Below are 22910 nucleotides of genomic sequence, written 5' to 3'. Positions count from 1 at the left end.
GCACAAGATTCCCCTATACATCTCTCCCACAACTCATAGGAGGCGGAATGCGTTTTACGCGCACTTCCAAAGCATTGGGCATCGTGGCAATCGCCGCGCTTGCCTTGACCGGATGCGGCACCGGTGGCGGTGGCAGCAATGAGGGTGCCAGCAATGCTGCCGGCGACCCGAACAAGGTCATCACGGCCTACAGCAACGAACCACAAAACCCGTTGCTGCCTGCCAACACCAATGAGGTCTACGGCGGCCGTGTCGTAAACCTGCTGTTCGAAGGCCTTCGCAGCTACGACGCGAACGGCAAGGCAGTCAACGCGCTGGCCGACTCGATCGACTCGTCGGACGCGCAGAACTGGACCATCAAGGTCAAGCAGGGCCAGAAATTCACCAACGGTGAAGCCATCACGGCCAAGACCTTCGTTGACTCCTGGAACTTCGCGGCAAACTCCAAGAACCTGCAGAACAATGGCTTCTTCTTCGAATCCATTGCCGGGTACGAGGATGTCTCCGCCGTCGATTCCGTCAAGGGTGCTGACGGCAAGACCACCACCACGCCCGCTCCCAAGGCCGACACCATGTCCGGCCTGCAGGCGACCGATGATTCCACCATCACGGTCAAGCTCGCCCAGCCCGAGGCCGACTGGTCCCTGCGCCTTGGCTACTCCGCCTTCTACCCGCTGCCCTCCGCGGCTTTGAAGGACCCCAAGACCTACGGTGAAAACCCCGTGGGCAACGGCCCCTACAAGTTCGAGAAGCAGGGTTCCTGGGTCCACGACCAGTCCATCACGCTGGTCAAGAACGCTGATTACAACGGCACCCGCCCCGCCAAGAACGGCGGCGTGACCTTCAAGTTCTACACCGACCCGGGCCCCGCGTACACCGACCTTCAGTCGGACAACCTGGACATCACCGACGTCCTGCCGTCCAACGCCCTGAAGACCTACGTCAACGACTTCCCGGACCGGAACGCCACCAAGCCGGTAGCCACCGATTCCACCCTGAACATCCCGGGCTACAACCCGAACTTCCAGGGTGAAGCCGGCAAGCTGCGCCGCCAGGCTCTGTCCTACGCCATCAACCGCGAGGAAATCGCCAAGGTGGTCTTCAACGGCACCCGCACCCCGGCCAAGGCCTTCGCGCCGCCGGTCATCGATGGCTTCAAGGAAGGCATCAAGGGCAGCGAAGTCCTGAAGTTCGACGCCGCCAAGGCCAAGGACCTGTGGGCACAGGCTGAGAAGATCAAGCCGTACGACAACTCCAAGCCGCTCCAGATCGCCTCCAACACCGATGGTGGCAACAAGGAATGGATCGATGCCGTCGCCAACGGCTTCAAGAACAACCTCGGCATCCAGGCTGAAATCCAGCCCTTTGCCAAGTTCGCCGAAGTCCTGAACCTGCGCAAGTCCCAGCAGCTGCCGGGCCTGACCCGCGCGGGCTGGCAGGGTGACTACCCGTCGCTCTACAACTTCCTGGGACCGGTCTGGGCCACGGGCGCTTCCTCCAACTACGAGAAGTACTCGAACCCTGAGTTCGACAAGCTCCTCAAGGAGGGCCTGGCCGCCAAGAGCACCGACGAGGCCAACGCCAAGTTCAACCAGGCACAGGAGATCCTGTTCCAGGACCTGCCCGGCCTGCCGCTCTGGGACCAGGCACGGCCGATCGTGTGGAGCAACAACATCGTGAAGGCCGAAACCGGCTGGAACGGTGAAATCCTCTACTACGGCATCACCGCCAAGTAGTCCCAGATCTAACTTGCCGTCAAGGCTGATGGGGGTTCCGGTTACGTCCGGGCCCCCATTGGCTTGCAAGCGGCAGGAAGGCACTCATGAACGCGTTTTCTCCTTTACCGGAAGGCAGGTAACACTGTGCTCCGGTTCATTCTGCGCCGACTCCTCCAGGTGATCCCTGTTTTCCTCGGCACAACCCTCTTGGTCTACTACATGGTGTTCGCCCTGCCCGGTGATCCCATTGCGGCCTTGTTCGGCGACCGCCAGCCCCCGCAGGCGGTCATCGACACCCTGCGCAGCCAGTACAACCTCGACCAGCCCTTCTGGGTCCAGTACGGCCTGTTCCTCAAGAACCTCTTCACCTTCAACCTGGGCAATGACTTCACCGGCCAGCCGATTGCGGCAAGCCTGGCGCGGGTCTTCCCGGTGACGGCGATGCTCGCCATCGAGGCGCTGGCCATCCAGGCCATCTTCGGGGTCGCGTTCGGCGTTTTCGCGGGCCTGCGCCGCGGCGGCTGGTTCGACTCCACGGTGCTCGTGGCATCGCTGGTGGTCATCGCCGTCCCCACCTTCGTGTTGGGCTTCGTCTTCCAGCTCGTCTTTGGTGTCCAGCTGGGGTGGGCCAAACCCACCGTGGGCGCAAATGCCAACTGGGTCACCCTGCTGCTGCCGGCAGTGGTCCTGGGACTCGTCTCCTTTGCGTACGTCCTCCGCCTGACCCGGGCATCGGTGAGCGAAAACATGAACGCCGACTACGTCCGGACGGCAACCGCCAAGGGCCTGTCCCGGCCCCGGGTGGTCCTGGCGCACATCCTGCGCAACTCGCTGATCCCGGTGGTGACCTACCTGGGTGCCAACCTTGGCGGCCTGATGGGCGGCGCCATCGTGACAGAGGGCATCTTCAATGTCCCTGGCGTGGGCAACAAGCTTTACCAGGCCGTCCTGCGCAGTGAAGGTCCCACTATCGTCTCCATCGTCAGCGTGCTGGTGCTGGTGTTCGTGGTGGCCAACCTGCTTGTCGATCTCCTGTACGCCTGGCTTGACCCGAGGATCCGCTATGACCAGTAATAACAGCCACTTTGTGGCACCCATCGACGAGACACCTCTGCAGGCAACGGACGCCGTCAAGACTGACCAGGCCCCGCTCAGCCTGTGGGCTGACGCCTGGCGCAAGCTCCGCCGTCGTCCGTTGTTCATCATCTCGGCACTGCTGATCCTTGCCCTGATCGTGATTGCGCTGTTCCCGGGCCTCTTCACGTCAACCCCGCCCAACGAGGGCTGTGAGCTCGCAAACTCCGAGGCAGGCCCCACCGCCGGGCACCCGTTCGGCTTCACCTTCCAGGGCTGCGACGTCTATTCCAGGGTCATCCACGGCACGCAGGCCTCACTTTCCGTGGGCCTGCTCTCGGTACTCTGCGTCCTGGTCATCGGTGTGACCCTTGGCGCCCTCGCCGGATACTACGGCGGCTGGATCGATGCCGTGCTGGCCCGCCTGGGCGACATCTTCTTCGCACTGCCGCTGGTGCTGGGCGCACTGGTGATCACGCAGCTCCCGCTGTTCCGCGAGAACAAGAGCGTATGGACCGTGGTGTTCGTTATCTCGCTCCTGGCGTGGCCGCAAATGGCCCGCATCACCCGGGGCGCTGTCATCGAGGTGCGCAATGCGGACTTCGTCACCGCTGCACGGGCGCTGGGTGTCTCCAAGTTCGGCGCACTGATCCGCCACGTCCTGCCGAACGCCCTGGCCCCGATCATTGTCCTGGCAACCCTGGAACTTGGCGTGTTCATCGTTGCGGAAGCCACCCTGTCCTTCCTGGGCATCGGCCTCCCGCAAAGCATCATGTCCTGGGGCAATGACATTGCAGGTGCCCAGGCATCAATCAGGACCCGGCCGGAAATCATGCTCTACCCGGCCGCCGCGCTCTCCCTTACGGTGTTGAGCTTCATCATGCTGGGCGACGCCGTGCGTGACGCCCTTGACCCGAAGAGCCGTCAGCGATGAGAGATAAAGAGATGACAACTCCAGACGTCCGCATTGATGAGGCCGGCACCACCGGCGTCAGGCCGCTGCTCGAAATCCGTGACCTGGCCATCACCTTCAAGACCGGCGGCGGTGAAGTCCAGGCTGTCCGGGACGCCCACCTGACCATCATGCCGGGCGAAACCGTGGCAATCGTGGGGGAATCCGGCTCCGGAAAGTCCACCACTGCCTTGGCGGCCATCGGGCTCCTGCCCAACAACGGCAGGGTCTCCCGCGGCCAGATCCTGCTCGACGGCGAGGACATTGCCCACGCCAGCGAGCAGCGCATGATCGAACTGCGCGGCAACACCATCGGCATGGTCCCGCAGGACCCCATGTCCAACCTGAACCCCGTGTGGAAGATCGGTTACCAGGTGAGGGAAACTCTGAAGGCGAACGGCCGTCCCAGCGGGCCGGACGACATCGCCAAGGTGCTCTCCCAGGCAGGCCTGCCGGATGCCAAGCGGCGGGCCAACCAGTACCCGCACGAGTTCTCGGGCGGCATGCGCCAGCGCGCGCTGATCGCGATTGGCCTGTCCTGCCAGCCGCGCCTGCTGATCGCGGACGAACCGACGTCGGCCCTCGACGTCACCGTCCAGCGGCAGATCCTGGACCACCTGGAAACCATGACCAACGAGCTGGGCACCTCGGTCCTGCTGATCACCCACGACCTGGGCCTGGCAGCCGAGCGCGCGGACAAGGTCGTGGTCATGTACCAGGGCCGCGTCGTTGAAGCGGGACCGTCGCTGGAACTTCTCCGCAACCCGCAGCACCCCTACACCAAGCGGCTCGTGGAGTCCGCTCCGTCGCTTGCCAGCCGCCGTATCCAGGTGGCCAAGGAGCAGGGCGTGGAGACGGCGGACCTCCTTGCGCCCGCCGCTGAAACGGTGAAGTCCGATACCTTCCTGCAGATCCAGGACCTGCGGAAGGTGTACAAGCTCCGCCAGGGGCTGGGCAAGACCACGGACTTCGCCGCCGTCGACGGCGTGAGCTTCGACGTCCGGCGTGGCACCACGACGGCGATCGTGGGGGAGTCGGGTTCCGGCAAGTCCACAGTGGCCAAGATGGTGCTCCAGCTTGAGAAGCCGACGGACGGCAGGATCCTGTTCGACGGCGTCGACACCTCCGCCCTGAAGCCTGCCGAACTGTTCAAGTTCCGCAGGCGGGTCCAGCCTATCTTCCAGGACCCGTACGGTTCGCTCGATCCGATGTACAACATCTACCGCACCATCGAGGAACCGCTGCGGGTCCACAAGATCGGCGACCAGGCCAGCCGGGAAAAGAAAGTCCGGACGCTGCTGGACCAGGTGGCGCTGCCCCAGTCCGCCATGCAGCGGTATCCGAACGAGCTGTCAGGCGGGCAGCGGCAACGCGTTGCCATTGCCAGGGCGCTGGCGCTGGACCCCGAAGTCATTATCTGTGACGAGGCTGTCTCTGCGCTGGACGTGCTGGTGCAGGCCCAGGTGCTCAACCTGCTTGCCGACCTGCAGGCCAACCTTGGACTGACCTACCTGTTCATCACGCATGACCTTGCCGTCGTCCGGCAGATCGCAGACCACGTGTGCGTGATGGAGAAGGGCCGCCTGGTGGAAACCGGGTCCACGGACGACGTCTTCGAAGCGCCTAAGCAGGACTACACCAAAGCGCTGCTGAACGCCATCCCCGGTGCGAAGCTGATGCTTCCTCCTGAGGTGGCGTAGCGGAACGTTTTCGCTGAACGGCTTGAGCCGGGATCTTCGGGTCCCGGCTCAAGCTGTTTCACCGCTCCACTGCCGGTTTCCGGTCCAGTCCCAGTTCGCGCAGCCTGTGCTCAAGAATCCCACCGAGCGCCACACGGCCTTCGGCGTTCATGTGGACGGCATCCGCCAGGTCTTTCGCCAGTCCGTACCGGGTGAGCCAGTCGCCCACGGAAACAAAGGGAAGTCCGTTGGCTGCTGCCACGGCACCCAGCAGAGCGTCCACCTCGCTGCGGCGCCCACCGCCGTCGTTTGCTCCCCGCGCCAGGGTGCCTATCATGGCAATCCTCGTGCCGGGATAGCGGGTCCGCAGTTCGGCAAGCAACCGCTGGGCGTTTCCTGCGATCTGCGCGTTGCCGGCGCCCCCGGCGGCGTCGTTCCCGCCACCCTCAATCACGATCAGTGCCGGCGTTCCGGCGGGAAGCAGCCAGTCCCCGCGCTGCAGGGCATCGATGTAATTGCCCGTGGAGCCGTTCGCCGCCACGAAGCCTGTGCCGCCGCGGCCGCAGAAGTAGACGTTGTAGCCGGCAGCGGCGAGGCCCAGGCGCGGCCAGCCATCCGCGGGTTCCGACTGTGAATCGCCAATCAGCAGCACGGTCCTGCTGATGTCCGGAACCACCGCCTCGAGCCGTCCGTTTCCGGGATTGCGGATCCGGGACGTGGCCACCACGGCCGGTTTCGCTCCTGCGCCGCCGGCTTGCCCCGCGGCCGCCTGTCCGTCCGCCGGCTGCCCGGCTGCCGCCCGTGCCAGGCCGCCCTGGGGAGAGTCCCCGGACAGTGCACAGCCGGCGAGTCCGAGCACAGCCGATACTGCGACCAGGCCGGACACAGCGGCGGCGGCAGCCCGGGCGGCACCCCGCGGTGTGCTGGCCTTGGCTGGGGGCATCGTTGGCTCCGGCGGTCTCGGAAGTGGGCTGCGTCACAGTCATCATGCCACGTACGCGGAAGTGGGAGTGAACTTAGTCACATGCCGGATCGGTTGGGCCTGATCGCGGCATTCCCGGCGCCGACAAATCTGCCGGAATTTAGGCCAACAAATGGCTGGGCGGCTAGAATAGAGGAAGGCGCCCTGTGCCAAGGGCCTTGTCCGTCGTGCGTTCCAGTTGGAAATGTCGCGATACAACAGCTGACTCCACTGAATCGAGCCATTACGCATGTCTGAAACCACCACCAACACCGCGGTAGCCACTGCATCGCGCAGTGACCTGCGCAACGTCGCGATTGTGGCCCACGTTGACCACGGCAAGACCACCCTGGTCGACGCCATGCTCAAGCAGACCAACTCCTTTGCCGAGCACAACCACCTCGAGGACCGGGTGATGGACTCCGGTGACCTGGAGCGCGAAAAGGGCATCACCATCCTGGCCAAGAACACTACGGTGGCCTACAACGGTCCGTCTTCCAACGGCGAGACCATCACCATCAACGTCATCGACACCCCCGGCCACGCCGACTTCGGCGGCGAGGTGGAGCGCGGCCTGTCCATGGTGGACGGCGTCGTCCTCCTCGTTGACGCCTCTGAGGGCCCGCTGCCCCAGACCCGCTTCGTGCTGCGCAAGGCCCTTGCCGCGCACCTTCCCGTGATCCTGCTGGTCAACAAGACCGACCGCCCCGATGCCCGCATCGACGAAGTGGTCCACGAGTCCATGGACCTGCTCCTGGGCCTGGCCTCCGACCTTGCCGACGAGGTGCCGGACCTGGACCTGGACAAGGTCCTGGAAGTTCCCGTTGTCTACGCCGCCGCCAAGGTTGGCCGCGCATCGCTGGAGCAGCCCGCCAACGGTGCCGCCCCGGACAACGAGGACCTTGAGCCGCTGTTCAAGACCATCATCGAACACATCCCGGCTCCCACCTACAACCCCGAAGGTGTCCTGCAGGCGCACGTCACCAACCTGGACGCTTCCCCGTTCCTGGGCCGCCTGGCGCTGCTGCGCATCTACAACGGCACCCTGCGCAAGGGCCAGACAGTTGCCTGGGCCCGCGCCAACGGTGAACTCAAGAACGTCAAGATCACCGAACTCCTGGCCACCAAGGCGCTGGACCGCGTTCCGGCGGAATCCGCCGGACCGGGCGAAATCGTCGCCGTCGCCGGCATCGAGGAAATCACCATCGGTGAGACCCTGACCGACGCCGAGAACCCGCAGCCGCTGCCGCTGATCACCGTGGACGATCCCGCGATCTCCATGACCATCGGTATCAACACCTCGCCGCTGGCCGGCAAGGTCAAGGGCGCCAAGGTCACCGCCCGCCAGGTCAAGGACCGCCTGGACAAGGAACTGATCGGTAACGTCTCCATCAAGGTGCTCCCCACCGAGCGTCCGGATGCCTGGGAAGTCCAGGGCCGTGGCGAGCTGGCGCTGGCCATCCTGGTTGAGCAGATGCGCCGTGAAGGCTTCGAACTGACCGTTGGCAAGCCGCAGGTTGTCACCAAGACCGTTGACGGCAAGATCCACGAGCCGATGGAGCACATGACCATCGACGTGCCCGAGGAATACCTGGGCGCCGTCACGCAGCTGATGGCTGCCCGCAAGGGCCGGATGACCAACATGGCCAACCACGGCACCGGCTGGTGCCGCATGGAGTTCATCGTTCCCGCCCGCGGCCTGATCGGCTTCCGCACCCGGTTCCTCACCGACACCCGCGGCGCCGGCATCGCAGCGTCCATCTCCGAAGGCTACGAGCCCTGGGCCGGCCCCATCGAGTACCGCACCAACGGCTCCATGGTTGCTGACCGTGCCGGTGTTGTGACCCCGTTCGCCATGATCAACCTGCAGGAACGCGGCTCCTTCTTCGTGAAGCCCACCTCCGAGGTGTACGAGGGCATGATCGTGGGCGAGAACTCCCGCGCCGACGACATGGACGTCAACATCACCAAGGAAAAGAAGCTCACCAACATGCGTGCCGCTTCCTCCGACACCTTCGAGAACCTGACCCCGCCGCGCGAGCTCACCCTCGAGGAATCGCTGGAATTCGCCCGCGAGGACGAGTGCGTCGAGGTGACCCCGGAAGCCATCCGCATCCGCAAGGTCATCCTGGACACCAACGAGCGCGCCAAGGCCAACCGCGCCCGCGCCAAGGCATAGCAACGCCTGAACGCCAAGAATGCCACCGGTATTGCACCGGTGGCATTCTGCGTTAAGCCGGGCGGCGCGGCCAACCCAGGCCTCGATGCGCAGGGACGGCGTGGGCGCACTGGGCGCCTACTTCGGCGCCAGGGTCCGTTCTCCACATAGCCGTTTCCACCACCTGCGGACGCTCGCCGCGAGGCGCAGGCTTCAGACATGCGAACTATCTCTGAAGCGCTGGCTGCCTTGGGCGGCGTTGCGGGCACCCGAACACTGTTAGTGGCCGGCGTCTCCCGCCGATGTCTGGAAGCCGGACTGTCAGACGGGTCCATCCAAAGGATCGCCCGCGGCGTATTCGCCCTTCCGGATGCTGACCCCGTGCTTGTCCATGCGGCGCGCCATCACGCCGCACCTGGTTGCGTCACGGCCGCAGTGGCTTCCGGGTTATGGGTGATCAAGGTTCCGGATAGGCCGCATCTTGCCGCCCGCCATGGCAGACCAATAGCCGGCTGTGTGGTGCACCGCAGCGACCTTCCGTTGACTCCTCTGGACGTCGTCTGCCAGTCTCTCCGCTGTCTGCCCCCTCTTGAGGGACTGACTATCGCGGAGTCCGCCGTCAAGAAAGGCCAAATCCAACTCGCGGAGCTGCGGGCGCGGTTTCCGGCCGCCCGTGAAAAGGCCCTGCTGAACCTGGTTGGCAGAATCCGACCCCAGTCCGGCTCCATCATCGAAACCATCGCCCGGTATCTGCTTGAAGAAGCGGGGCTTACAGTCGAGTTGCAGGTGCACATTCCTGGCATGGGCCACCTGGATCTCCTTGTTGATGGGCTGCTGGGCATTGAGGCGGACGGCTATGCCCATCGCAGCAGCCGGCAGGCCTATCGGGAAGACAGGCGGCGTTGGAATGTCACCGTCATCAGGGGTGTCCCAACTCTCCGGGTGACGTTCGAGATGCTGGTCCGCGACCCCGCGGAGTTCGTTGGAATCGTCCGCAAGGCACTTGCCATGTACGGGACGGCGCGATGAAGTCCGGGATCAGCGCGCAGGAGCAGTCCGGGCGCACCGGGAGCGGCGGTCAGCGCACGGCCGGGCGGCGCGGGGGAGCAGGCGGGACCTCCTTGGCGGCCACCACCTGCCCAAGGGGAATAACGACGTCGGCCTGCCGGGTGCGGACTGTACAGGAACCGGCGTCGCAGGCCAGCAGGTGACCCAGGGCGTCCGTGAGGCCGCCTTCGATCCGGTAGCGCACCACCACGCGGATGCCGGGCGCAGCCGAGGCAAGGAAGCGGGCGGGTGCGGGTAGTGGCTGACTCACCAGTTCATACTAGGTGCGCCGGCTAGGTTCGCGGGAACGGGCTGGGGGATAATAGGCTCAGATGTCAACAGTCCGGCCGTGCTGCCGGATGCAAGAGCCGGCGGGAAGCCGGAACCCAACGTGGAGAGGCCAGGGACGTGACGTACGTAATCGCGCAGCCGTGTGTGGATGTTAAGGACAAGGCATGTATTGAGGAATGCCCGGTCGACTGCATCTATGAGGGCGAGCGTTCGCTGTACATCCATCCGGACGAATGCGTTGACTGCGGCGCCTGTGAACCGGTGTGCCCGGTGGAGGCCATCTACTACGAGGATGACACCCCCGAGGAATGGGCCGACTACTACAAGGCCAATGTTGAGTTCTTCGATGACCTCGGGTCCCCGGGGGGCGCGGCCAAGGTCGGCAACACGGGCAAGGACCACCCCATGATCGCCGCCCTGCCGCCGCAGAACCAAGACCACTGACGCGGACGCAAGCCGTGACCGCAGCAACGAATTCGTTTGGCCTGGACCTGCCCGACTACCCGTGGGAGGCCATGGCGCCGTACCTGGCGAAGGCTTCGGAGCATCCCGGCGGAGCCGTGAACCTGTCGATCGGGACACCCGTCGATCCCACGCCGCAGCTGATACAGGATGCACTGAAGGCGGCCGCGAATGCCCCGGGATATCCCACGGTGCACGGCACCCCGGCGCTCCGGGAAGCCATTGCGGGCTGGTTCGAGCGCCGGCGCGGCGTGTCCGGCCTTGATCCCCGGAACATCATGCCCACGGTGGGGTCCAAGGAACTCGTTGCGTGGCTTCCGCTGCTGCTTGGCCTCAAGCCGGGGGACGTCGTCGTACGCCCCAAGGTGGCCTACCCGACGTACGATATCGGCGCCACCCTCGCAGGCGTCACCTCCGTGGCAACGGACAACCTGGACGAACTCGATGACGCCACCCGCTCGCGCGTCCGCCTCATCTGGGTCAATTCCCCCGGGAACCCCACGGGAAGCGTCCGGGGCATCGAATCCCTCCAGGCGCTTGTGGAACAGGCGCGTGAGCTGGGTGCCGTGGTGGCCTCGGACGAATGCTATGCCGAACTCGGATGGGGGGACTGGGACGTCCAGCGCGGCGGCCGGCGCGTTCCCAGCATCCTGGACCCGCAGGTGGCGGGCGGCTCCCACCAGGGCCTGCTTGCCGTGTACTCGCTCAGCAAGCAGTCCAACCTCGCCGGCTACCGCGCGGCATTCGTGGCCGGTGATCCGGACCTGATGCCCAACCTGGTCAACAGCCGCAAGCACGCGGGCATGATCGTCCCTTACCCGGTCCAGGAGGCCATGCGCGTGGCCCTGGGGGACGACTCCCACGTCGAGGCCCAAAAGGACCTCTACAGGGGCCGGCGGGAGCGGCTGGTGCCCGCCCTGCTGGACTTCGGCCTGGAGATCAAGGATTCCGACGCCGGCCTGTACCTTTGGTCGACGGCGGGGGAGGACACGTGGGACACAGTGGCCCGCCTGGCTGACCGCGGCATTGTGGTGGGACCCGGCGTCTTCTACGGGGACGCCGGCAACGGCTATGTCCGCGTTGCCCTCACCGGATCCGACGAGCGGATCGACGCGGCCGTGGCACGCCTGGCCGGATCGGGCTCCTAAGGGTACGTAATAATCGTGTGACTCGCCCCACATCCGGCGCGTTTTAGGGTGCATTTGACGGCTGCGGATTAGTGACACCCGCCAAGGGGCGGTACTTTTTAAGTGACTATCAATGGTGGCTTTCTACAAGAAGGCAGCCCGGGTGTTGGAACCTGTCTTCTCAGGCTTCGTGCGCGGCTCACCTGATGTTGGATCAAGCTTTCGACAGAGGCCCAGAAGCCTCATGAAGGGGACTCCATGACTGAGACCAACAATGCTGCGACCCTGCTCCACGCAGGTGGCGAGCTGAAGCTCCCGCGCATCCAGGTTGTTGAAGGGAACGAGGGTTACGACGTCTCCAAGCTGCTGAAGCAGACCGGTGCCGTAACCTTCGACCCCGGCTTCATGAACACCGCAGCAACCACCTCGGCAATCACCTACATCGATGGCGATGCGGGCATCCTGCGCTACCGCGGATACCCCATCGAGCAGCTGGCGCAGCACTCCAGCTTCCTTGAGGTGTCCTACCTGCTGATCTACGGCAACCTGCCCACGCCCACCGAGCTGGACGAGTTCGACCAGAAGATCCGCCGCCACACCCTGCTGCACGAGGAGCTCAAGGGCTTCTTCGGCGGCTTCCCCCGCGACGCGCACCCCATGCCGGTGCTGTCCTCGGCCGTGTCCGCGCTGTCCACGTTCTACCAGGACTCGCTGGACCCGTTCAACGCCGAACAGGTGGAGGTCTCCACCATCCGGCTCATGGCCAAGCTGCCGGTCATCGCCGCCTACGCCCACAAGAAGTCCATCGGCCAGCCCATGCTGTACCCGGACAACTCGATGAACCTGGTGGAGAACTTCCTGCGCCTCAGCTTCGGCCTGCCCGCCGAGCAGTATGAGCTGGACCCGGTCATCGTCAAGGCCCTGGACCTGCTCCTCATCCTCCACGCTGACCACGAGCAGAACTGTTCCACTTCCACCGTGCGCCTGGTGGGCTCCTCCAACGCCAACCTCTTCGCGTCCGTTTCCGCGGGTATCAACGCCCTCTTCGGCCCGGCCCACGGCGGTGCCAACGAGGCCGTGCTCAAGATGCTCCGCCAGATCCAGGCCGAGGGCCTCAAGCCCGAGGACTACATGGAGAAGGTCAAGAACAAGGAAGACGGCGTCCGCCTCATGGGCTTCGGGCACCGCGTGTACAAGAACTACGATCCGCGCGCCAAGATCGTCAAGGCCACGGCGCACGAGATCCTCAGCAAGCTCGGCGGCAACGACGAACTGCTGGACATCGCCATGCGGCTGGAAGAGAAGGCGCTTAGCGACGACTACTTCATCCAGCGCAAGCTCTACCCGAACGTGGACTTCTACACCGGCCTGATCTACAAGGCCATGGGCTTCCCCGAGAAAATGTTCACCGTCCTGTTCGCCATCGGCCGCCTGCCCGGCTGGATTGCCCAGTGGCGTGAAATGATCAGCGATCCCAACACCAAGATCGGCCGTCCGCGCCAGCTGTACATCGGCGAGCCGGAGCGGGACTACCCGGTCCGCTGAAACCGGCCATAACGACGGCGGCCGCCCACCTTTCCAAGGTGGGCGGCCGCTTCGCGTTGTGCCACATTCAAGGGGACTACGAGGCGTAGCCTTGGGGGTTGTTTTTCTGCCAGCGCCAGTGGTCCTCGCACATCTGGTCCACCGTCTTGGTGGTGGACCAGCTCAGGTCCGCCAGGGCGGACGTGGCGTCGGCCCAGAAGGCGGGCAGGTCCCCTGCCCGGCGGCTGGTGATTTCGTAGGGGATGGGCTTGCCCACAGCCTTCTCGAAGGAGCGCAGGACCTCCAGAACGGAGGAGCCCTTGCCGGAGCCGAGGTTCCAGCGGAAGACGCCCGTCCGGCCGGCAATGTGGTCCAGTGCCGCGACGTGCCCTGCCGCCAGGTCCACCACATGGATGTAGTCGCGCAGGCAGGTGCCGTCCGGGGTGTCGTAGTCGCCGCCGAAGACCATGAGCTTCTCGCGGCGGCCCACCGCCACCTGGGCGATGAAGGGAACCAGGTTGTTGGGGATGCCCTGGGGATCTTCGCCGATGCGTCCTGAGGGGTGCGCGCCCACCGGGTTGAAGTAGCGCAGCAGTGCTATGTGCCAGCGGGAGTCGGCTGCGCCAAGATCGGAGAGGATGTCCTCGATCTGTTCCTTGGTGCGCCCGTAGGGGTTGTTGGCGCCGATTTCCATCTTTTCCACATAGGGGATGGGGTTGTGTTCGCCGTAGACGGTGGCGGACGAGCTGAAGACAATGGAGCGGACGTCGTGCCGGTCCATGACGCGGATGAGGTTGAGCGTGCCCACCAGGTTGTTGTAGTAGTACTTGAGCGGCTGCTGCACTGATTCGCCCACGGCCTTGAGCCCGGCGAAGTGGATGACGGCGTCAATGCCGGCGCCGGCGAAGACCTTGTCGACGGCGGCCTCGTCCGCCAGGTCGACGTTGTGGAACTCCGCGGTCTTGCCGCTGAGCTCAGCCACGCGGCGCAGTGACTCCTCGCTGGAGTTGACCAGGTTGTCGATGACGGCCACGTCGTGGCCGGCTTCCTGCAGGGAAAGAACAGTGTGGGAACCGATGTAGCCGGTACCCCCTGTGACCAAGATTTTCATGCCTCAACGCTATCCCACGGGAAGCGGTCCCCGCCCCTGCGTCCCGGATGGCGGGCGTCGACCGGACGGTGGAGGCGGCAGTGGAAGCACAAGTGTGCTAATAAGAATGGTGCCCAAAATAGTAGACGCGGATGCCCGGCGTCAGGATGTTGTCCAAGCGGTTCTGCGCATCATCGCCGTCGATGGGCTGGAACGTGCCTCGCTGCGCGAAGTGGCGGACGAGGCCGGCCTGGCAGTCGGTTCCGTCCGGCACTACTTCGCTGGCAGTGATGAACTGCTGGCCTTCTCGTTCGGCACCGTGGTGGACCGGGTGGTCGGCAGGCTGGGGGCACTGCTGCCGGGTGTGCAGGAGGCTGCCCAGGCCAGCCCTGAACAGCGGCAGGCGGTTCTGACCCTCCTGGGCGGCATGCTTCCGCTGGATGAGGAATCAGCTGTGGAGGCCTGCGCCTGGCTTGCCTTCAAGAACGCGGCGCGGATCAGGCCGTTCCTTGCCGCCGAGGCCGACCGCAGCCACCGCGAGGTGGCCGCCATCGTGGGCGGAGTGGTTGCCTCCCTGCTCCCCGATGATGAACCGCAGGAGAACCTGGTGGTGGAGGCGGAACGCCTTCTGGCCACCCTGGACGGCCTGTGCATGCATGCCCTGCTGCAACCGGGCTGGATGACAGCGCAGATGTGCCGCGACGTGCTTGAGCGGCACCTGGACGGACTGGCACGGTAGGCGCCCGGGTCCAATCCTGCACTACCGGGAACTGGCTGCGGGAATAGACTGATAGCCGGGTACTGCAGAGCGGGTCATGCCGCCCGGCATGGGAAGGCCAGGGAAGGACTTTGGATGCATCACGCAAGCGGTTCAGGGTGGCAGATCACCACCGACACGTCCGGGCCAATGATGATCGCACTGTACGTCCGGGATGCGGCCGGCTTGAACGGAGTGGGACAACCGATGCTGTCCCATGCGTCGCCGAAGGTCCGTTCGGCGGACCACTCCCACCTGACGGCCGACGTTGGTGGCATCAGCGCGCTGAAGACCGAGTGGGAGGCCTGGTGGGAGCAGCTGCTGAAGGCCCATCCGCACACATCGCCGGAACTCTCCCCGCCCAGTTTTGACGCGTTCGGCAACTCTCCGGCCCTGCAGCGGGTCCTGCAGGCCCATTTCGGCTCCGCCCTCACTTGGGCCAGGGAGCGCAGGAGCGAATACGCCGAGCTCGAGGCCGAACGGGTGGCCTCCGGAACGGACCAGCTGCTTGAGGACATGGTGGACGACAGGCTGATGGAAGTGGGGCGGGACTCGCGGGACTTCAAGCTGACCATCATCGAGCTGCCGCTGGACGAGCAGCGGGCCTGGTACCTGGAGCCCGACAAAATCATCATGAGCCAGGATTTGATGGGGCAGCCGGACCTCCTCCGCAGCTACGCCCAGCCGGTGCTGGAAATCCTGGTCTAGCCACCCTTAAGGCAGGACGACGGCGGCCCTTCAGCTGCCGCCGTCGTCCTGCCGTACGGTGATGCGCACCTGTCCCTCCGGGGCCCCTGAAGCCTGCCATCCGTCCCCATCGGGACGGTGCCAGGTCCGGCCTGCCACCTCCACCTGGGTGACGGCCAGGTCCTTGGCGTTGGCAACCGCCCACTGGGCAACCGACCATGCCAGCGCGCCGTCGGCGTCCACCACCAGGGTGGCGCCGTCAACCTGTGAGTCCACGCCGCCGTAGGCCTGGTCCAGGTCGGTGGCCACCGATGCTGTTGTCCCGCCGGCCGCCGGGGAGCGGAGCGTGCACTGCACTCCGGCCGGCGTCTGTCCGGTGAGTCCGGAGGCAAAGGCCCGGCCCATGTCCTCGTGCTGGGCATATGCCTTGGGGTAGGCCGACTTCTGGACCCGCTGAGCTGCATCGGTGATGTCGAGCGCCTCGTAGCCCGGAATTTTGACCAGCGCGTCATAGAAGGCATTGACGGCATAGTAGGGGTCCATGATCTCGGCCTCCGTGCCCCAACCCTGGGACGGACGCTGCTGGAAAAGCCCCCGCGAGTCCGGACCGGCCTGGTCGCCGTGCCCGATGTTGCGCAGCTTCGACTCCTGCATGGCAGTGGCGATGGCGATGGTGGCGGCGCGCGCCGGCAGTCCCCGCCTGACGGCCGCCGCGGTGATCAGCGCGGCGTTGGCCGCCTGGTCCGGCGCAAGTTCACCGGTCCGGTTGCCGGCCGCAGCGGTGCAGCGCTCCGAAACGAGGGTTTCGGAACGCTGCACGAAGAACACTGCTGTGTAAATTCCGCCCGCTGCCAGTGCGAGGGTGAGCAGCAGCACCGCCAGGCGGCGCAGGCCGCGTCTGCGTGCCACGAAGGGATCAGTTGGCGTGCAGGGCGTCGTTCAGTTCAACGGTCTGGCCCTTGCGGGGCAGGGCCTCCACCGCCCCCGTGGTGGAGTTGCGGCGGAACAGCAGGTTGGGCACGCCGGAGAGTTCGGCGGCCTTGACGATCTTGGTGGTGTCATCGCCCACCTCGTCCTTGGGGCCCGGAACGCGGACCCGGGTGCCTGCCGTGACGTAAAGCCCGGCTTCCACCACGGAATCATCCCCGATGCTGATGCCCACGCCGGAGTTCGCACCGAGCAGGACGCGCTCACCGATGGTGATCTTTTCCTTGCCGCCGCCGGACAGGGTGCCCATGATGGAGGCGCCGCCGCCAACATCGCTGCCGTCGCCGGCCACGACACCTGCGGAGATACGGCCTTCCACCATGGAGGTGCCCAGGGTGCCGGCGTTGAAGTTGACGAAGCCCTCGTGCATGACTGTGGTGCCGGCGGCGAGGTGCGCGCCCAGGCGGACCCGGTCGGCGTCGGCAATCCTGACGCCGGAGGGGACCACGTAGTCCACCATGCGCGGGAACTTGTCCACGCCGTAGACGGTGACGGCACCCCGTCGGCGAAGCCTTGCGCGTGTCAGTTCGAAGCCCTCGACGGCGGCCGGGCCGAAGTTGGTCCACACCACGTTGGGAAGCTTGCCGAAGATGCCGTCCAGGTTGATGGTGTTGGGCTGGGCCAGGCGGTGCGAGAGGAGGTGGAGGCGGAGGTAGGCGTCCGCGGTGTCCGCCGGGGCTTCATCGAGGTTGATCTGGACAAAGACCACCTTCTGCTCGGTGCCGCGGTCCTCGTCAGTGCCGTTCTCGGCGATCTGCACCAGGGTTTCATCCGCGTTGTCCACCGTGCGGAGGTTCTCCGCCGCAACACCCAGTGCCGGAGCGGGGAACCAGACGTCCAGGACGGTGGCGTCGCCGGTGGCAATGGTGGCTACGCCAAAACCGTAGGCGGAGCGGCTATCAGCGTTGGAGGTCAGGGTTTCGGGCACGGCAGAGGAAGCGGTCTCAGTCATGTGCCCCAGTCTATCGAGGGCGGGGCATGGGGTTCGAACTAGACTGGCTTCGTGACTGCTGAAACCGCCCCAGACTCTTCCGTGTCCACCCTTGACCTCCGCCAGGACGTGGCCCTGCTGACCGCAGCGCTCATGGACATCAACAGCGTGTCCGGCAATGAAAAGCAGCTCGCGGACGCCGTCGAGTCCGCCTTGCTCGGGATTCCCCAGCTGGCCGTGGTGCGCGACGGCGACGCCATCATCGCCCGGACAGAACTTGGACTCGCTGAGCGTGTGATCCTTGCCGGCCACCTGGACACAGTGCCGCTTCCGCTCACCGAAGGATCCCGGGGCACCGTTCCCTCCAGCTGGGAATCGGGTGTTCCGGGCGAGGGCGTCCTGTATGGCCGCGGGGCCACGGACATGAAGGGCGGGGTGGCGGTCCAGCTCGCACTGGCGGCAGGATTGTTCGACGGCGGCGCGCAGCCCAAGCGGGACGTCACCTTCGTCTTCTATGACCACGAGGAAGTGGAGGCCGTGAAGAGCGGACTGGGACGCCTGGTCCGCAACCACGGCGACCTGCTGAAGGGGGACTTCGCCATCCTGCTGGAACCGACGGACGGCACGGTGGAGGGCGGCTGCAACGGCACCAGCCGGTTCGAGGCAAGCACGGTGGGGGAGGCCGCCCACTCGGCCCGCGCCTGGATGGGCAGCAACGCCATCCACGCCGCGGCACCGATCCTTGCCCGCCTGGCTGCCTACGAACCCCGGACCATCAATGTCGACGGGCTCGATTACAGGGAAAGCCTCAACGCGGTGAAGATCAACGGCGGCACGGCCGGGAACGTCATCCCGGACCGCTGCGTCGTCGAGATCAATTACCGGTTCGCCCCGGACAAGACGCCGGACCAGGCCGAAGCCCACGTCCGGGAGCTGCTGGCGGGCTTCGACGTGGTCCGCACCGATGCCGCCGCCGGCGCGCGGCCCGGACTGCAGCACCCGGCTGCCGCCTCGTTCGTGGCCGCCGTGGGAGCCGAGCCCAAGCCCAAATACGGCTGGACCGACGTCGCCCGCTTCAGTGAGCTGGGCATCCCGGCGGTGAACTTCGGCCCGGGGGACGCGCTGCTGGCGCACAAGGACGACGAGCACGTCCACGCCGACGCCATCCGCAAGTGCCTGGCCGCCCTGGAGAGCTGGCTCGCTGCCTGACGGTCCACGAACAGGAAAGGTCCGGAACTCCCCACGGGAGCTCCGGACCTTTCCTGTTGTGGGCTCTTGGAAGCTACGGAGCCGCAGCTTCCAAAACATCGGGTTCGGCCTTCGCCATGCCCCCGGCTGCCTTCTTGGAGCCGCGGCGCTCGATCCACACGGCAAGCCGCGAGACCGAGATGTTGATGGCGATGTAAATGGCCGCCGCCACGAAGAAGATGGGGAACAGGTACTGCGTGCCAAGGAAGTCCGCCATGACCTGCACCGCGCGCAGCAGCTCGCCGTACGCCACGATGTAGCCCAGCGAGGTGTCCTTCAGCAGCACCACCATCTGCGCCACGAGGGACGGCATCATGCGGCGGATCGCCTGCGGCAGCTCGATCAGCATGCGGGACTTGTAGCTGGTGAGGCCGATGGCCAGGCCGGCTTCCCGTTGTCCCTTGGGCAGGGACTGGATGCCGGCGCGGATGATCTCGGCAAAGACCGCAGCGTTGTACAGCACCAGGCCGGCCACGACGGCGATGAACGCCGAGGTGCCGAACCCGAGCAGGATGAAGAGCATCATGAGGACCACGGGCATGCCGCGGAGGAATTCCAGGATGATCCTCATGGGAATCCGGATGAATGCGGCATCCGAAATGCGGAGCAGGCACAGCAGCAGGCCCAGCGGGAACGCGATGACTGCCGCCAGTGCGGCTGCGGAAAGCGTGGACCCCAGCCCTTTACCGAGCAGCTGCCACACGTCGCCGCGGGTGAAGATTTGCCAGCGGCGCGCCTCGAAGATGCCCTGCTGGGCGAGGATCGTAACCACCCAGGCCAGCAGGCCGAGAATCAGCAGGCCGCCGATGATGGAGGCAATGAGGGAAACCCGGCGCGCTTTGGGGCCGGGGACGTCGTAGAGAACCGAGCTCATCGGGCAATCGCCACCTTTCGTTCCACCGTGTTGGCGAGGATTCCCAGCGGAACGGTGAGGAGCAGATAGAAGAACGCCGTGCCCAGCAGGACGGTGATGACGGCGTCGCCGTTGGCGTTGGCCAGCTGGCGGCCGTAGCCGAACAGCTCCAGGACGAAGAAGGCGCCGGCCACCGAAGAATTCTTGACGAGCGCGATCAGGATGTTGATCAGCGGCGGGATCACCGTCCGCAGGGCCTGGGGGAGGATGATGAGCGAGAGCACCTGGCCGAACTTCATGCCGATGCTGCGCGCTGCCTCGGCCTGGCCGACAGGCACGCTGTTGACACCTGAGCGGACAGCTTCGGCGATGAACGCGGCGGTGTAGGTGCTGAGGGCGATGATCGCGGCGATCTCGAACTGTTCGAACTTGACTCCGATACGGGGGAGCACGACTGCTGCAAAGAAGAACGCGATGGTCAGCGGGGTGTTGCGGAGGACTTCCACGTAGACGGTGCTGAAACCGCGGAGTGCCGCAACCGGGGAGACGCGTGCCGCGGCCAGCAAAGTGCCAAGGATCAACGCGAAAATACCGGAGACGACGGACAGGAAAAGAGTGCGGAGAAAACCCTCCCAGTACAGGGGCAGGTTTTCAAAGATGACGTCCATAAGATCCTTCGGCTGTAAGCGTGGACGGATTGAAGGCTGTGCTGCCGGGGCCGTTGAGGGGCCCCGGCAGCATGGCGGACGCTACTTAGTAACGGTTGATGGCCGGGAGGCTGGGCGCGGTCTTGATGACCGAACCTGCGGTGGCTTCCCACGCCTTCTTGTACGAGCCGTCCTTCCCGAAGGATTCCAGCTGGTCGTTGATCCAGTTGCGGAACTCGGTATCACCCTTCTTCAGGCCGATGCCGTAAGGCTCCTTGGTGAAGGTTTCCTCTGAGGCGAGCTTGAAGGCATCCGGCTCCTTGTCAACGAAACCGGCGAGGATCACGTTGTCCGTGGTGACGGCTTCAACCTGCTTGTTGCGAAGCGGCTCCAGGCAGGCGGAGTAGGTGGCGGCCGGAACCAGTTCCGCGCCGTACTTGTCCACGATGGTGGCGGCCGGGGTGGAGCCCGTCACGGAGCAGACCTTCTTGCCCTTGACGTCCTCGGGCTTCTTGATGGAGTCGTTGTCCTTGTTCACCATGAGGGCCTGGCCGGCTTCGTAGTACGGGCCGGCGAAGTCGACAACCTGCTTGCGCTTGTCGCTGATGGTGTAGGTGGCAATGACCAGATCCACCTTGCCCTGCTCAATGAAGGGCTCGCGGTTGGCCGAAACGGTCTCGGACCATTCGATCTTGTCCGCGGCGATGCCCAGCTTGGCGGCGATCAGCTTGCCGATTTCAACGTCGAAACCGACGGGCTTGCCGTCCAGGCCAACCTGGCCGAACAGTGGCTGGTCGAACTTGGTGCCGATCTTGATGGTGCCGGCGGAGGACAGCTTTGCCATGGTGGTTCCGGCAGCGAACGACGGCTTCTCAACGGGGCTGGGGTTGCTGGAGCCACCCGAGTCTCCGCCGCCACAGGCGCTGAGGGACAGGGCGAGGGCAGCGGTGGCCGCCACGACGAAGGATTTCCGCCTGGACATAAATGCCTTCATGACATTCCTTTCATTGATGGCCGTGGGTTTCCGGCCTGGATGCGAACTGACGTGTGATGGTTCGAATAACTCAGTGGGTGAGGAGCTTGGACAGGAAGTCCTTGGCGCGGTCGCTCTTCGGGTTGGTGAAGAATTCCTCCGGGGTGGCGTCCTCGACGATCTGGCCGTCCGCCATGAACACCACGCGGTCGGCGGCCTTGCGGGCGAAGCCCATCTCGTGCGTGACCACAATCATGGTCATGCCTTCCTTGGCCAACTGGACCATGACGTCCAGGACCTCGTTGATCATTTCGGGGTCCAGTGCGGATGTGGGCTCATCGAACAGCATGACCTTCGGCTTCATTGCCAGGGCGCGGGCAATCGCCACACGCTGCTGCTGGCCGCCGGAGAGCTGGGCCGGCAGCTTGGGCGCCTGGTGGCCCACGCCCACCCGTTCGAGCAGGGCCATGGCGTCCTTTTCCGCGGCCGCCTTGGACACGCCCTTGACCTTGATGGGCCCCAGGGTCACGTTCTCGAGGATCGTCTTGTGGGCGAAGAGGTTGAAGGACTGGAAAACCATTCCGACGTCGGCACGGAGCTGCGCGAGCTCCTTGCCTTCCTCGGGGAGGACTTTCCCGTCGATGCTGATGGTTCCGCCCTCAATGGTTTCCAGGCGGTTGATGGCCCGGCAGAGGGTGGACTTACCGGATCCCGAGGGTCCGATGACCACAACAACCTCGCCCTTGCGGACCTGCAGGTTGATGTCCTTCAAAACGTGCAGCTGGCCGTAATGCTTGTTTACGGCGTTCAGGGAGACGAGGGCATCGCCGGGCACATGAGTAGTCATAGGAACGAATCTAGCGAAGAACCGTGCGTTATGACGCCAATCACCCCAAGTTCCTGCTGATCGTGATTCAAGAGATACCTGGAGTGGGAGGTTAGCCTAGGGGAATGAGTATCAACGCAGATCCGGCCAAGAATTCCCAGCCCCGCCGTAAGGGGCCCCTTGAGCTGCGGCGCAAGCAGGCGGCCGTGGAGATGTCGGACCAACACCTGCTTGATACCAAGGGTCCGGGCCAGTTTGTCCACACCGATCCGTGGCGGGTCCTGCGGATCCAGAGTGAATTCGTCGAAGGTTTCGGTGCCCTGGCAGACATTGGAAAAGCGGTCAGCGTTTTCGGCTCGGCGCGGACCAAACCGGGCAGCCAGTACTACGAGATGGGTGTGGAGGTGGGCCGCAAGCTCGCCGAAGCCGGAGTCGCGGTAATTACCGGTGGCGGGCCGGGCTCCATGGAGGCGGCCAACCGGGGGACGGTGGAGGGCAACGGCGTATCGGTTGGCCTTGGCATCGAGTTGCCGTTCGAGCAGGGCCTGAACCAGTGGGTGGACCTGGGCATCAACTTCCGGTACTTCTTTGCCCGCAAGACGATGTTCGTCAAATACGCGCAGGGCTTCATTGTGCTCCCCGGCGGGCTGGGCACCCTGGATGAGCTGTTCGAGGCCATGGTCCTGGTCCAGACGCGCAAGGTGACCTCGTTTCCCATCGTGCTCCTCGGCGTCGAATTCTGGGGACCGATGATCGACTGGATCAGGGGCACCCTGGTGGCCGAAGGCATGGTCTCGGAAAAGGACCTGGACCTGATCCAGCTCGTGGACGATCCCGCGGAGGCAGTGGACCGGGTCCTGCATGCAGGCGTGACACCGTCCCTGAACGGGGAACAGCGGCCGGAGTAGCTGCAGGCCA

The 22910-nt window shown here is 65.0% G+C and carries 22 protein-coding genes; 13 read left to right on the top strand and 9 right to left on the bottom strand.

The genetic code is table 11. The features are described 5' to 3' along the window. Window positions 1-47: 47 nt before the first annotated feature. From ASG79_RS21865 to ASG79_RS21850, 4 genes are all read left to right on the top strand, one after another. On the top strand, window positions 48-1736 hold the full coding sequence (locus ASG79_RS21865; RefSeq protein WP_018768615.1) for a peptide ABC transporter substrate-binding protein: 1689 nt from the start codon (window positions 48-50) through the stop codon (window positions 1734-1736). A 126-nt stretch (window positions 1737-1862) separates the two neighbouring features. Then, entirely contained in the window at window positions 1863-2792 is a 930-nt protein-coding gene (locus ASG79_RS21860; protein WP_018768614.1) for an ABC transporter permease, read from the top strand. Beyond that, window positions 2782-3726: an ABC transporter permease gene (locus ASG79_RS21855; RefSeq protein WP_018768613.1), complete on the top strand. Its 945-nt coding sequence runs from the start codon at window positions 2782-2784 to the stop codon at window positions 3724-3726. Before ASG79_RS21860 ends, ASG79_RS21855 begins: the two co-directional genes overlap by 11 nt. A gap of 11 nt (window positions 3727-3737) precedes the next feature. Beyond that, window positions 3738-5444, top strand: coding sequence for a dipeptide ABC transporter ATP-binding protein (locus ASG79_RS21850; protein WP_056394112.1), 1707 nt, complete (start codon window positions 3738-3740; stop codon window positions 5442-5444). Between the two features lie 58 nt (window positions 5445-5502). Here ASG79_RS21850 and ASG79_RS21845 read toward each other — a convergent pair whose 3' ends face one another. Beyond that, window positions 5503-6366, bottom strand: a complete 864-nt coding sequence (locus tag ASG79_RS21845) for an SGNH/GDSL hydrolase family protein (RefSeq protein WP_056394109.1) — start codon at window positions 6364-6366, stop codon at window positions 5503-5505. 268 nt (window positions 6367-6634) lie between these two features. Between ASG79_RS21845 and typA the strand changes: the two genes are divergently transcribed. Both typA and ASG79_RS23665 read left to right on the top strand, forming a co-directional pair. Continuing rightward, window positions 6635-8563: a translational GTPase TypA gene (gene typA, locus ASG79_RS21840; protein WP_018768610.1), complete on the top strand. Its 1929-nt coding sequence runs from the start codon at window positions 6635-6637 to the stop codon at window positions 8561-8563. Window positions 8564-8761: 198 nt separating this feature from the next. Next, complete coding sequence (locus ASG79_RS23665) at window positions 8762-9571, top strand: hypothetical protein (protein ID WP_156400265.1); 810 nt, start codon at window positions 8762-8764, stop codon at window positions 9569-9571. 49 nt (window positions 9572-9620) lie between these two features. Here the strand turns inward: ASG79_RS23665 and ASG79_RS21830 are convergent, their stop codons facing one another. After that, window positions 9621-9860, bottom strand: coding sequence for a hypothetical protein (locus ASG79_RS21830; RefSeq protein ID WP_043424755.1), 240 nt, complete (start codon window positions 9858-9860; stop codon window positions 9621-9623). Between the two features lie 137 nt (window positions 9861-9997). Between ASG79_RS21830 and fdxA the strand changes: the two genes are divergently transcribed. From fdxA to ASG79_RS21815, 3 genes are all read left to right on the top strand, one after another. Next, complete coding sequence (gene fdxA, locus ASG79_RS21825; RefSeq protein WP_026265673.1) at window positions 9998-10324, top strand: ferredoxin; 327 nt, start codon at window positions 9998-10000, stop codon at window positions 10322-10324. Between the two features lie 14 nt (window positions 10325-10338). Beyond that, window positions 10339-11490, top strand: a complete 1152-nt coding sequence (gene dapC, locus ASG79_RS21820) for a succinyldiaminopimelate transaminase (RefSeq protein ID WP_056394105.1) — start codon at window positions 10339-10341, stop codon at window positions 11488-11490. A gap of 237 nt (window positions 11491-11727) precedes the next feature. Continuing rightward, entirely contained in the window at window positions 11728-13014 is a 1287-nt protein-coding gene (locus tag ASG79_RS21815; protein ID WP_018768605.1) for a citrate synthase, read from the top strand. A 76-nt stretch (window positions 13015-13090) separates the two neighbouring features. On the opposite strand, the gene galE is transcribed toward ASG79_RS21815, so the two are convergent. After that, window positions 13091-14104, bottom strand: a complete 1014-nt coding sequence (galE, locus tag ASG79_RS21810) for a UDP-glucose 4-epimerase GalE (RefSeq protein WP_056394102.1) — start codon at window positions 14102-14104, stop codon at window positions 13091-13093. A gap of 109 nt (window positions 14105-14213) precedes the next feature. Here galE and ASG79_RS21805 point away from each other — a divergent pair, with 109 nt between their 5' ends. After that, the gene (locus ASG79_RS21805; protein ID WP_056394235.1) at window positions 14214-14822 is read left to right on the top strand and encodes a TetR/AcrR family transcriptional regulator; all 609 of its coding nucleotides are present in this window, start codon (window positions 14214-14216) and stop codon (window positions 14820-14822) included. 114 nt (window positions 14823-14936) lie between these two features. Then, window positions 14937-15548 carry a hypothetical protein gene (locus ASG79_RS21800; protein ID WP_056394099.1) on the top strand — a complete coding sequence of 204 codons (612 nt, stop codon included), beginning with the start codon at window positions 14937-14939 and terminating at the stop codon, window positions 15546-15548. Between the two features lie 30 nt (window positions 15549-15578). Here the strand turns inward: ASG79_RS21800 and ASG79_RS21795 are convergent, their stop codons facing one another. Both ASG79_RS21795 and dapD read right to left on the bottom strand, forming a co-directional pair. Beyond that, on the bottom strand, window positions 15579-16436 hold the full coding sequence (locus ASG79_RS21795; RefSeq protein WP_018768601.1) for a hypothetical protein: 858 nt from the start codon (window positions 16434-16436) through the stop codon (window positions 15579-15581). Window positions 16437-16443: 7 nt separating this feature from the next. Further along, window positions 16444-17466, bottom strand: coding sequence for a 2,3,4,5-tetrahydropyridine-2,6-dicarboxylate N-succinyltransferase (gene dapD / locus ASG79_RS21790; protein ID WP_056394096.1), 1023 nt, complete (start codon window positions 17464-17466; stop codon window positions 16444-16446). 51 nt (window positions 17467-17517) lie between these two features. Between dapD and dapE the strand changes: the two genes are divergently transcribed. Next, the gene (dapE, locus tag ASG79_RS21785) at window positions 17518-18654 is read left to right on the top strand and encodes a succinyl-diaminopimelate desuccinylase (RefSeq protein ID WP_056394095.1); all 1137 of its coding nucleotides are present in this window, start codon (window positions 17518-17520) and stop codon (window positions 18652-18654) included. Window positions 18655-18727: 73 nt separating this feature from the next. On the opposite strand, the gene ASG79_RS21780 is transcribed toward dapE, so the two are convergent. From ASG79_RS21780 to ASG79_RS21765, 4 genes are all read right to left on the bottom strand, one after another. Continuing rightward, the gene (locus ASG79_RS21780; protein WP_018768598.1) at window positions 18728-19567 is read right to left on the bottom strand and encodes an amino acid ABC transporter permease; all 840 of its coding nucleotides are present in this window, start codon (window positions 19565-19567) and stop codon (window positions 18728-18730) included. Then, on the bottom strand, window positions 19564-20214 hold the full coding sequence (locus tag ASG79_RS21775) for an amino acid ABC transporter permease (protein WP_018768597.1): 651 nt from the start codon (window positions 20212-20214) through the stop codon (window positions 19564-19566). The genes ASG79_RS21780 and ASG79_RS21775 overlap by 4 nt, the downstream gene beginning before the upstream one ends. Before the next feature lie 85 nt (window positions 20215-20299). Continuing rightward, window positions 20300-21187, bottom strand: a complete 888-nt coding sequence (locus tag ASG79_RS21770; RefSeq protein ID WP_018768596.1) for a glutamate ABC transporter substrate-binding protein — start codon at window positions 21185-21187, stop codon at window positions 20300-20302. Between the two features lie 70 nt (window positions 21188-21257). After that, on the bottom strand, window positions 21258-22013 hold the full coding sequence (locus ASG79_RS21765) for an amino acid ABC transporter ATP-binding protein (protein ID WP_026265670.1): 756 nt from the start codon (window positions 22011-22013) through the stop codon (window positions 21258-21260). A 104-nt stretch (window positions 22014-22117) separates the two neighbouring features. Here ASG79_RS21765 and ASG79_RS21760 point away from each other — a divergent pair, with 104 nt between their 5' ends. Continuing rightward, window positions 22118-22900 carry a TIGR00730 family Rossman fold protein gene (locus ASG79_RS21760; protein WP_018768594.1) on the top strand — a complete coding sequence of 261 codons (783 nt, stop codon included), beginning with the start codon at window positions 22118-22120 and terminating at the stop codon, window positions 22898-22900. The last annotated feature ends 10 nt before the right edge of the window (window positions 22901-22910 follow it).

This window comes from Arthrobacter sp. Soil761, from assembly GCF_001428325.1.
Lineage (GTDB): Bacteria > Actinomycetota > Actinomycetes > Actinomycetales > Micrococcaceae > Arthrobacter.
Note: the sequence above shows the minus strand (reverse complement) of the source record. Positions and strands in the feature narration are given on the sequence as shown.

What these genes read in the sequence shown, in the direction of transcription:
- ASG79_RS21865 (WP_018768615.1), top strand. Translation starts at nt 48, where the DNA reads ATGCGTTTTACGCGCACTTCCAAAGCATTGGGCATCGTGGCAATCGCC.
- ASG79_RS21855 (WP_018768613.1), top strand. Translation starts at nt 2,782, where the DNA reads ATGACCAGTAATAACAGCCACTTTGTGGCACCCATCGACGAGACACCT.
- ASG79_RS21850 (WP_056394112.1), top strand. Translation starts at nt 3,738, where the DNA reads ATGACAACTCCAGACGTCCGCATTGATGAGGCCGGCACCACCGGCGTC.
- ASG79_RS21845 (WP_056394109.1), bottom strand. Translation starts at nt 6,366, where the DNA reads ATGCCCCCAGCCAAGGCCAGCACACCGCGGGGTGCCGCCCGGGCTGCC.
- typA (WP_018768610.1), top strand. Translation starts at nt 6,635, where the DNA reads ATGTCTGAAACCACCACCAACACCGCGGTAGCCACTGCATCGCGCAGT.
- ASG79_RS23665 (WP_156400265.1), top strand. Translation starts at nt 8,762, where the DNA reads ATGCGAACTATCTCTGAAGCGCTGGCTGCCTTGGGCGGCGTTGCGGGC.
- ASG79_RS21815 (WP_018768605.1), top strand. Translation starts at nt 11,728, where the DNA reads ATGACTGAGACCAACAATGCTGCGACCCTGCTCCACGCAGGTGGCGAG.
- galE (WP_056394102.1), bottom strand. Translation starts at nt 14,104, where the DNA reads ATGAAAATCTTGGTCACAGGGGGTACCGGCTACATCGGTTCCCACACT.
- ASG79_RS21800 (WP_056394099.1), top strand. Translation starts at nt 14,937, where the DNA reads ATGCATCACGCAAGCGGTTCAGGGTGGCAGATCACCACCGACACGTCC.
- dapD (WP_056394096.1), bottom strand. Translation starts at nt 17,466, where the DNA reads ATGACTGAGACCGCTTCCTCTGCCGTGCCCGAAACCCTGACCTCCAAC.
- ASG79_RS21780 (WP_018768598.1), bottom strand. Translation starts at nt 19,567, where the DNA reads ATGAGCTCGGTTCTCTACGACGTCCCCGGCCCCAAAGCGCGCCGGGTT.
- ASG79_RS21775 (WP_018768597.1), bottom strand. Translation starts at nt 20,214, where the DNA reads ATGGACGTCATCTTTGAAAACCTGCCCCTGTACTGGGAGGGTTTTCTC.
- ASG79_RS21770 (WP_018768596.1), bottom strand. Translation starts at nt 21,187, where the DNA reads ATGAAGGCATTTATGTCCAGGCGGAAATCCTTCGTCGTGGCGGCCACC.
- ASG79_RS21765 (WP_026265670.1), bottom strand. Translation starts at nt 22,013, where the DNA reads ATGACTACTCATGTGCCCGGCGATGCCCTCGTCTCCCTGAACGCCGTA.
- ASG79_RS21760 (WP_018768594.1), top strand. Translation starts at nt 22,118, where the DNA reads ATGAGTATCAACGCAGATCCGGCCAAGAATTCCCAGCCCCGCCGTAAG.